Origin of the sequence: Crenothrix polyspora (assembly GCF_900163755.1) — a bacterium.
GTDB classification, from domain to species: domain Bacteria; phylum Pseudomonadota; class Gammaproteobacteria; order Methylococcales; family Methylomonadaceae; genus Crenothrix; species Crenothrix polyspora.
In genome coordinates this window covers 1-8,591 of sequence record NZ_FUKI01000038.1, presented here as the reverse complement: position 1 = coordinate 8,591, position 8,591 = coordinate 1, and the positions used below count along the sequence as shown (strand labels likewise).

General features: G+C 42.7%; 10 protein-coding genes. 4 read left to right on the top strand and 6 right to left on the bottom strand.

Annotated features, from left to right (window positions below):
• Positions 1-140: 140 nt before the first annotated feature.
• Both CRENPOLYSF2_RS02410 and CRENPOLYSF2_RS02405 read right to left on the bottom strand, forming a co-directional pair.
• Positions 141-674, bottom strand: coding sequence for an RES family NAD+ phosphorylase (locus CRENPOLYSF2_RS02410; protein ID WP_245807860.1), 534 nt, complete (start codon positions 672-674; stop codon positions 141-143).
• Entirely contained in the window at positions 671-1,036 is a 366-nt protein-coding gene (locus CRENPOLYSF2_RS02405) for an antitoxin Xre/MbcA/ParS toxin-binding domain-containing protein (RefSeq protein ID WP_087142372.1), read from the bottom strand. The genes CRENPOLYSF2_RS02410 and CRENPOLYSF2_RS02405 overlap by 4 nt, the downstream gene beginning before the upstream one ends.
• Positions 1,037-1,179: 143 nt before the next feature.
• Between CRENPOLYSF2_RS02405 and queG the strand changes: the two genes are divergently transcribed.
• The 3 genes from queG to CRENPOLYSF2_RS02390 all read left to right on the top strand — a co-directional run bounded on the left by queG (position 1,180) and on the right by CRENPOLYSF2_RS02390 (position 3,582).
• Complete coding sequence (queG, locus tag CRENPOLYSF2_RS02400; protein ID WP_087142371.1) at positions 1,180-2,241, top strand: tRNA epoxyqueuosine(34) reductase QueG; 1,062 nt, start codon at positions 1,180-1,182, stop codon at positions 2,239-2,241.
• Between the two features lie 11 nt (positions 2,242-2,252).
• The gene (gene grxC / locus CRENPOLYSF2_RS02395) at positions 2,253-2,522 is read left to right on the top strand and encodes a glutaredoxin 3 (protein ID WP_087142370.1); all 270 of its coding nucleotides are present in this window, start codon (positions 2,253-2,255) and stop codon (positions 2,520-2,522) included.
• 208 nt (positions 2,523-2,730) lie between these two features.
• Positions 2,731-3,582: an Rpn family recombination-promoting nuclease/putative transposase gene (locus tag CRENPOLYSF2_RS02390; RefSeq protein ID WP_087142369.1), complete on the top strand. Its 852-nt coding sequence runs from the start codon at positions 2,731-2,733 to the stop codon at positions 3,580-3,582.
• 200 nt (positions 3,583-3,782) lie between these two features.
• Here CRENPOLYSF2_RS02390 and CRENPOLYSF2_RS02385 read toward each other — a convergent pair whose 3' ends face one another.
• Together CRENPOLYSF2_RS02385 and corA are read right to left on the bottom strand one after the other, a co-directional pair.
• A complete protein-coding gene (locus tag CRENPOLYSF2_RS02385) occupies positions 3,783-5,159 on the bottom strand; it encodes a TolB family protein (RefSeq protein WP_087142368.1) in 1,377 nt (458 codons plus the stop codon).
• Positions 5,160-5,638: 479 nt separating this feature from the next.
• Positions 5,639-6,703: a magnesium/cobalt transporter CorA gene (gene corA, locus CRENPOLYSF2_RS02380; RefSeq protein WP_087142367.1), complete on the bottom strand. Its 1,065-nt coding sequence runs from the start codon at positions 6,701-6,703 to the stop codon at positions 5,639-5,641.
• A gap of 87 nt (positions 6,704-6,790) precedes the next feature.
• Between corA and CRENPOLYSF2_RS02375 the strand changes: the two genes are divergently transcribed.
• Positions 6,791-7,246, top strand: coding sequence for an ATP-dependent zinc protease family protein (locus CRENPOLYSF2_RS02375; protein ID WP_087142366.1), 456 nt, complete (start codon positions 6,791-6,793; stop codon positions 7,244-7,246).
• Between the two features lie 59 nt (positions 7,247-7,305).
• Here CRENPOLYSF2_RS02375 and ispF read toward each other — a convergent pair whose 3' ends face one another.
• Positions 7,306-7,782, bottom strand: a complete 477-nt coding sequence (gene ispF, locus CRENPOLYSF2_RS02370; RefSeq protein WP_087142365.1) for a 2-C-methyl-D-erythritol 2,4-cyclodiphosphate synthase — start codon at positions 7,780-7,782, stop codon at positions 7,306-7,308.
• Positions 7,779-8,474, bottom strand: coding sequence for a 2-C-methyl-D-erythritol 4-phosphate cytidylyltransferase (gene ispD, locus CRENPOLYSF2_RS02365; protein WP_087142364.1), 696 nt, complete (start codon positions 8,472-8,474; stop codon positions 7,779-7,781). Before ispD ends, ispF begins: the two co-directional genes overlap by 4 nt.
• Positions 8,475-8,591: the final 117 nt, after the last annotated feature.

Here is an 8,591-nt window from a genome sequence, read left to right as displayed (position 1 = left end):
GAACGGCACACTTCGACAAGCTCAGTGCGAACGGTTACGCTGTAACTATTGAACTGTGAAAACTCTGTAAGTTGTTAACCTTCCATTACGTGTGGTTTTTCTATAATTCAATTCGCAAGTCATAATCGCCGTTAATAAAGCTAAACTTCCCACGAATCCCTGTTATTTGGCAAACGATTCAAGTCATCAATCACCTGAACCTTATGCGGCTTATCTGCTGACCAATCCAACAGCACCAGATTACGATTAGCCTCTGTGCAGCCAGGCGCAAAACTTCTAACCACAATACCGGCAATGCCTTCTGCCAATAGCCGATCCGCCAATAACCAGGTAGGCGGTGTTTGATTGTTTAAGGCCAACATTTCCCAGGCACAGGCTAAATCACTGGCGGTTATGTCCAAAAGCTGCTGAATAGCAGAGTCGTGTAATTCAACAATATCGGCACAATCAACCTGATACGCGACCAGTGTCATCGGCTGTGGTTTAAAGGGAAAACCTTGCTGCGCTTCCAGCCAGGCGGTGGTGAAATCTAACGCTGTGTACAGAGCAGGGATGCCGGGACGATTAAACCGCCCACCATACTGTTTGGCTCCTTCACCCGACAGCGGCGTATATGCCCACATCGGATGATGAGCACGGTAGACGATAGCTTTAAAATGACTGCAAGGGATCAAGCATAGCCCCCCGCAGCGATACGCGCCAAATAAACTTTAACAGCCTCCGCATGACCGGCTTTGACCAATTCTTCCGCCGTTTTATCACCAAAAGAAGGCAGCGGTTGCGAGCGAAACCAGGCAAAAGCCCTGCCCACACCGCCTGACCATTGCGCGACCCGATTGATGATTTCAACGGTATCTCTCAGTCTTGCCTGGGTGGTACGGCTTTTTACCCGCGCAGTTTTAGATACGGAATCCAACGATAAACCGGTAACTTCTGCTAAATCGGTTTGGGTAATATGCAATACCTTTGCTAAGCTAGCGGCCATTATCAGTCCTTCTTCACTGATGACCTGATGTAAAAAATCAATACTTGCCATCTTTTGCCCTCTTTTATGTACGTAATATTGGACAAATTATATGGCATAAGTCACGCTTTGCAAATTCAGGTTTTTAAATTAACACGATGATCTTATATCTAATCCGATAAAATACACTAAACGTACTCACACCAAAATGTATCATGGAATTAACCGACAGTAATAATCTCGCTAAACAAATCAAACACTGGGGTTTAGAACTAGGCTTTCAGCAAGTCGGCATTACCGATACTAATTTGAGCGACGCAGAACAGCATTTACAGCACTGGCTCGCCCAGGATTATCATGGCGAACTGGATTACATGCACCGGCACGGCCTTAAACGCAGTCGCCCTGCCTTGTTGCACGAGGGTACCATCAGTGTGATTTCTGTGCGCATGGATTATCTGCCAGAATCTGCCACAGCAATGGCCAATACATTGGCTGATGCCACCGTCGCGTATATTTCCCGCTATGCGCTGGGACGCGATTACCATAAAATTCTGCGTAAACGTTTGCAAAAACTGGCCGATAAAATACAAGCCGAAATTGGCAATTTTGGCTACCGCGCCTTTGTGGACAGTGCGCCTGTGTTAGAAAAAGCGCTGGCCGAAAAAGCCGGTCTCGGCTGGATAGGCAAGCATTCTAATGTGATAAATCGCAAGGCGGGTTCGTGGTTTTTTTTAGGGGAAATTTACACCGATTTGCCCTTGCCCACAGATACTCCCGCAACTACGCATTGCGGTGCTTGCGTGGCCTGTCTGGATATTTGCCCGACACAAGCGATAGTTGCGCCTTATCAAGTGGATGCACGACGCTGTGTATCGTATTTAACCATAGAATTACACGGTGCTATTCCGGTAGAATTCAGGCCGTTAATCGGCAACCGCATTTACGGCTGTGATGATTGCCAACTGGTATGCCCGTGGAATCGCTTTGCTAAATTAACCCACGAAGGTGATTTTAACCCGCGCCACAGCTTGAATACGCAGCAATTGCTGGATGTATTTGCTTGGCCAGAAGACGAGTTTTTAAGTAAAACCGAAGGCTCAGCAATACGCCGGATTGGTTACGCACGTTGGTTAAGAAACATTGCTGTGGCTTTAGGTAATGCGCCGACTTCAAACGCGGTGATTAATGCGTTAAAATCCCGATTAGATAACGACTCTGAGATGGTGCGTGAGCATATTCAGTGGGCGTTAGATCAACATTTAATACTTTCTTAACTTAAAAAAACATGTCAGACATACTGATTTACACCACAAAAATCTGCCCATATTGTGTAATGGCCAAACGCTTGCTTGATAAAAAAGGCGTGGCTTATACAGAAATCAATGTTGATTCAGCCCCAGGCTTGCGTGAGGAAATGATGGCGAAAACCCAGCGCCGTACCGTGCCACAAATTTACATCGGCGATGTGCATGTCGGTGGCTTTGATGATTTGTATGCACTCGATCAGCAAAAAAAGCTGGATGACTTGCTAAGGAACGCGCACGAAATAACTTAAGCAAGTTCATGCTTCGACAGGCTCAGCACGAACGGTGGTGGCGTTTAAGTTATTCAAGTTATTTCATGCACGTTCCTAATGCGGATGACATGGGGCGTTGGTGCATAAGTCATGGTTGTAACATCATGAAATAAAAAATATTTTAAATTTCAGATTGTTCGTTTCGGCTATAATCAGGCTTTTCCTAAATTTAAAGAGAGTTATCGCCATGCGCTTTTTAGATGTTAAAACTGATTTTGCATTTAAAAAAGTATTCGGTAGCGAGCGTAGTAAGCCGCTGTTAATTAACTTCCTGAATGCCATTTTGGACTACACCGGCGAATACGCCATTACCGATTTGACCATCATCGATCCCTATCAAGCCCCAACTATTAAAGGCATGAAAGATACCTTTGTTGATGTTAAAGCTGTTTTAGCGAATGCCAGCACCGTTATCATTGAAATGCAGGTGTTGAACGTGGAAGGTTTTGAGAAGCGGGTGCTGTATAACGCGGCCAAAACCTACGCCGCTCAACTTGATAAAGGTGAGCAATACACTTTACTAAACCCCGTGATTGCCTTAACCTTTGCTGATTTCATTATGTTTCCTGAACAAAGGGACACTTTAAGTCGTTATAAATTATTAGAAACCCAAACACTTGTCCATTACAGCGATGATATTGAGCTTATTTTTATTGAATTGCCCAAGTTCACATTAAGCCTTGACGATTTAAACAACATTCATGATAAATGGATTTATTTTGTTAAAAATGCAGGTAAGCTCGATTACATTCCCGATGCGTTAATAGTGGAGGCCAGCATTAATGAAGCCTTTGGTATTGCTAATGAAGCCGGATTAACGAAGGCAGAACTGGAGGCACAGGAAAAACGCCATGATTTTATTCGCTTGCAACGCGGTTCTATTGAAAAGGCATCGCACGATGGATTGCTGAAAGGTCGTATGGAAGGTGCAACAGAAAAAGCCTTGGAAATTGCCCGTAATTTGTTGGATGTGTTAGATAATGCCACGATTGCCCGTAAAACAGGTCTAACTGAAGCGCAGATTAAGGCGTTACGGTGAGTTTCGCTCATTTCATATTTTTTGTAACTACGCTTTCTGTTGCTTTCCCTAGTAAAATAATTGCGGCAAGCCCAAGAGGTATTGAAATTGTTTAAGTGTCATTTGTTTTACTCCAAAGGTGGAATAGGATGACATCTTTGACTATCCCACCTTTTTATTAACGCTTAATTCCTAAGCATTGTATCTACAGATACAATGCGTTATTGCAGCTTATAGGTAAACAAATCGGTTTTATCATTTGAATCGTTAGCGACCAAATTGTCCGCGCCACTTTTAAACAGTACCGTTTTGCCATTGCTGCTTATTACAGGGTCAAAAGAAGAACCGTTACCACTGGCCGATCCGGTTTTATTCATGCTGATTAATTTGGTTTTATTAGTTTTTAGATCTCTTACAAATATATCACTATCACCGACAACATAATCACTGAGGAAGGGTACATTCATGCCGTTGGTGTCGTGTGCAACCAACTCGTTGATGTAGCTTTCAAATACAACAAAACGACCATCTGGACTAATATCTATATTTTTTAGAGTAGCGCCAATAGCTTCCCCAAACATATTAATAGATAATAATCTGGTTTTATTGGCTACAAGATCGCGGACAAAAGTATCCGATTTACCGTTGTTGTCATGTGGAACTAAATTGTCCTCATCACTTGGAAAAATGACATACCGCCCATTAGCGTTGATTAGACATTTGGCGAAATCAAGACCCCAACCACCACCAGAATCAGTAACCTTCTCTATCGACCTCGTCGTATTTTTTATCAAGTCATACACCGATAAAATACCAGATTCCGCATAGTTTAAGAACATAACGTAACGGCCATTTGCGCTCAGTTTAAAAGAATCTTTATCATTAACACTCCACATATACTTACCAACGGCTTTCCCTGTCTTATCAACACTAAGTATTTTTGTTTTACCAGTGACTAAATCACGCACAAAAAGATCTGATCCTTTGTAGCTGTCGTTTGTTACCAACCGATTTGCACTGCTAGTAAACAATACAGATCGGCTATCCAGTGTAAACTTTATATCGGTTGGCATTAATAGACTTAAGCCTAAGAAATCGCCTGAAGAATCAATAGCCTTAGGGAGTAAAATAGTTTTCCCTGTACTGAGATCGCGCACAAAAATATCTGAGTGTATATTAGTATCATTTGCCACTAGATCGTCTGCATTACTTGCGAATCTAACAAATCGACCGTTCGGGCTAATCTGTGGTAAGTCTGAGTCGGCGTTACCACTATCGTTCTTTCTGCTATTAATGCTGATGAGTTTCGTAGTTTTAGTCTTCATGTCACGTACGAAAATATCACTGGTCTCATTAGTATCATTGGCTACCAAATCGTTCGCTCTACTTTGAAATGCTATAAAACGCCCATCGTTGCTTACTGAAAATGAGTGTCCGTTAGCTGCTTTGCCTGTCCTATTAGTTGTTACCAGTTGAGTTGTTTCGGTTTTAAGATTATGTGAAAAAATATCTTCTGACCCAGATGTGTCATTTGAGTTTATAACTAAATCGGTTGCCTTACTGAAAAAAGTAACAAATTGGCTGTTAGCACTAAACACAGCATCATACGAACTATCGTCTCCTCCCGCATTGTAACATTAGTGCTTATCATTTTTGTTTTACGAGCCAGTATATCCCTAATAAAAATATCACTACCCCATTGAAATACAACCTGTTGTCCGTTTGCACTCAATATTGGAATTGGGTTCTTGCTAGAATTCCACGAATAATTAAACCCACAAGCCTTACCATCTTTGCAAACAGTTACCAAGCTAACAATTGCCCCTGCATTGCTGTTTTTTACGGGTAACAATGCCATTGACACAGCGAATGCCAGACAATTTATTTTTGATTTGATTTGATTTGATTTGATTTGATTTGATTTGATTTGATTTTCATAGTGTCAGCCCTTTGTTTATGAAACATATCATTTATTGAACTGACGATAGTAACAGAGTTGTTTTACGGGTTGTAAACAATCGATTCACTCAGTGATGATTTGTATGCACTCGATCAGCAAAAAAAGCTGGATGACTTGCTAAAGCCATTTCTTGCGCTTGAAATAAACCAGTAAAAACACCGACACGCCAATAAATACGCTCCACAATACCGGATAACCCCAGCGCCACTTCAGTTCCGGCATGTACTCAAAATTCATACCGTACACGCCAGCAATAAAAGTCAGCGGAATAAAAATAGACGCAAACACCGTCAACACTTTCATGGTTTCGTTCATTTTATTACTGATGCTGGACAAATAAATATCCAGCATACTGGCGATTAAATCACGATACGATTCCGCCGACTCGCTGATGCGAATAACATGGTCATAAACATCGCCAAAATAGCGGCGGGTGCGATCATCTAACAGCGCTGACTCGCTGCTGCGATGTAATGACTTTAATAATTCGCGCAACGGGGCAATGGTGCGGCGTAAAAAGATTAATTCGCGGCGGATTTTTTGTATGGTTACTAAGGTTTTGGCAGAGGGGTTAAGCAGTAACTCGTCTTCGACTTCTTCAATTAATTCATCAAAGTTATCTTGCATGGTGAAATATTCATCAATGATGGCATCAATGAGAACATAGGTTAAATAATCAGCGCCAAAACAACGCACATGGCTGGTCGGAATCGCCAACCGATCTATCACGGGCTGAAATAAATCATCAGGCTTTTCTCGGAAAGTGAATACAAAGTTAGGTAATAACAATAAACTGATTTGCTCATAACCCACGCTGAAAGTGCTACGCTCTAAGGTGACGGCTTTCATAACGATGTATAAATAATCGCTGAACTCTTCCAGCTTAGGGCGTTGATGGGTATTTAAAATATCCTCCAGCACCAGCGCATGAATATTAAAGTGTTTGCCAATCGCATCAATAATCGCCACATCTTTTAAGCCATTAATGACCACCCATGTTATGGTATCGGTGTTTTGATAATGTAGGCAGTCTTCAATACTGTCAATGGTGTGTTTTTCAAGTTTCGTGCCGTTATAGTTGATCACACAAATGCTGGTATTGTCGTGAGTTTTGCCAACATGTACCAAAGAACCCGGCGGTAAACCGGATTTTTCAGACGAAAAATGTAACGATCTAGCCATAACTTTTCCTTAAACACTTTAATTTTAGGTTGCCCATTGTGCAATAAATGCTTTTAAATAGGCAATGGTTTCTACACAGGAGCGCAGATGACAGCGACAGCAGCACCGTTAATTTTATTAGGTTGGCGCGAATGGGTGGCGTTGCCAGCGCTGAATATTACAAAACTAAAAGCCAAGATAGATACCGGTGCGCGTACCTCGGCCTTACATGCCTATGCCATAGAGCCTTACCAAAAAGGCGCTGAATCTTGGGTGATGTTTGTGATTCATCCTAAGCAGCGGCGTAACGATGTGTTTGTGGAATGCCATGCGCCGGTTAAAGACCGGCGCATGGTGTCAGATTCCGGTGGCCATAAACAGCGCCGCTATGTAATAGAAACACCGTTAATTATCGGTGCTTCAACAATCATCACCGAAATGACCTTAACCAATCGCGACAGCATGTTGTTTAGAATGTTGATTGGCCGTACTACCTTAAACAGCCGGTTTATGATTGATCCACAAGCTTCTTATTTACAAGGCAAGCCGGTGTTAGATTCTTGAAAATAAGCGTTTACCACTACTGATGTATCAAGCCATTGCCACAGCATTTCCTGATTAAATCATGACTTATTAACCAAAACAATCGCTTGCACTGCAATCCCCTCTTTTCGGCCTTCAAAACCCAATTTTTCTGTTGTTGTTGCTTTAACATTAATGCAATCCACATCCACTTGGCAATCTTGTGCAATAAGATCACACATAGCCGCAATATGGGGTGCCATTTTCGGCGCTTGCGCAATAATTGTCATATCGGCATTCACCAACTGATAGCCTTTTGCCTGCACAATACCAATAACATGCCGCAGCAACACGCGACTATCTGCACCTTTAAACTCAGGATCGGTATCGGGGAAATGTTTGCCAATATCGCCCAGTGCCACCGCACCCAGCAAGGCATCACATAAGGCATGCAATACCACATCACCATCGGAATGCGCCTCCAGGCCTTGTTGATACGGAATAGTGACCCCGCCTAAAATTATATACTCGCCTTCACAAAAGCGATGTACATCATAGCCCTGCCCTACTCGTATCATTGTTGTTGCTCCAGATAAAATTGTGCTAATGCCAAGTCTTCAGGTCGGGTTATTTTAATATTATCAGGTCGACCTTCAACGATTTTTGGGCGCAAGCCGAGCATTTCCAAAGCACTGGCTTCATCAGTGATTGCAAAATTACCTTCCGCCGCTTCCAGTGCATTCTTCAACATTCCGTAACGGAACATTTGCGGTGTTAAAGCGCGCCATATATGGCTTCTGTCTAATGTACCCAGAATGTTTTTGCCTTGTACATTTTTTAAGGTGTCGTGCGATGACAAGGCCAAAATGCCACCGACATCATCATCACACAGCGAATCAATCAAATGGTAAATATCCGCTGTGGTTAAACAAGGCCGCGCGGCATCGTGTACCAACACCCAATCTTCATCAAGCGCCATAGCACGTATCGATTTTAAACCCGATAACACCGAATCCGCACGCTCTTTACCACCCGCTGCGGTAATAATTTTATCATGACTGGAAATACCCATTTCTGGCCAATACGGATCTTCTACCGAAATAGCCACGCTAATCGCGGAAAAAACATCGGCTTGTAATAGGCGCAATAAGGTTTGCTCCAGTACAGTTTTACCTGCCAGCAGTAAATATTGTTTAGGGCGGTCGGCATTCATGCGCTTGCCGACACCGGCAGCGGGCACTACGGCCCAAAATTTTGTTGTTTTAGTCATTGCCGTTACATTATGGGGTTATATTTTTTTATCCACGGAAAATACAAAATGTAAGTTAAGGAACGCGCACGAAATAACTTAAGCAAGTTCATGCTTCGACAGGCTCAGCACGAACGG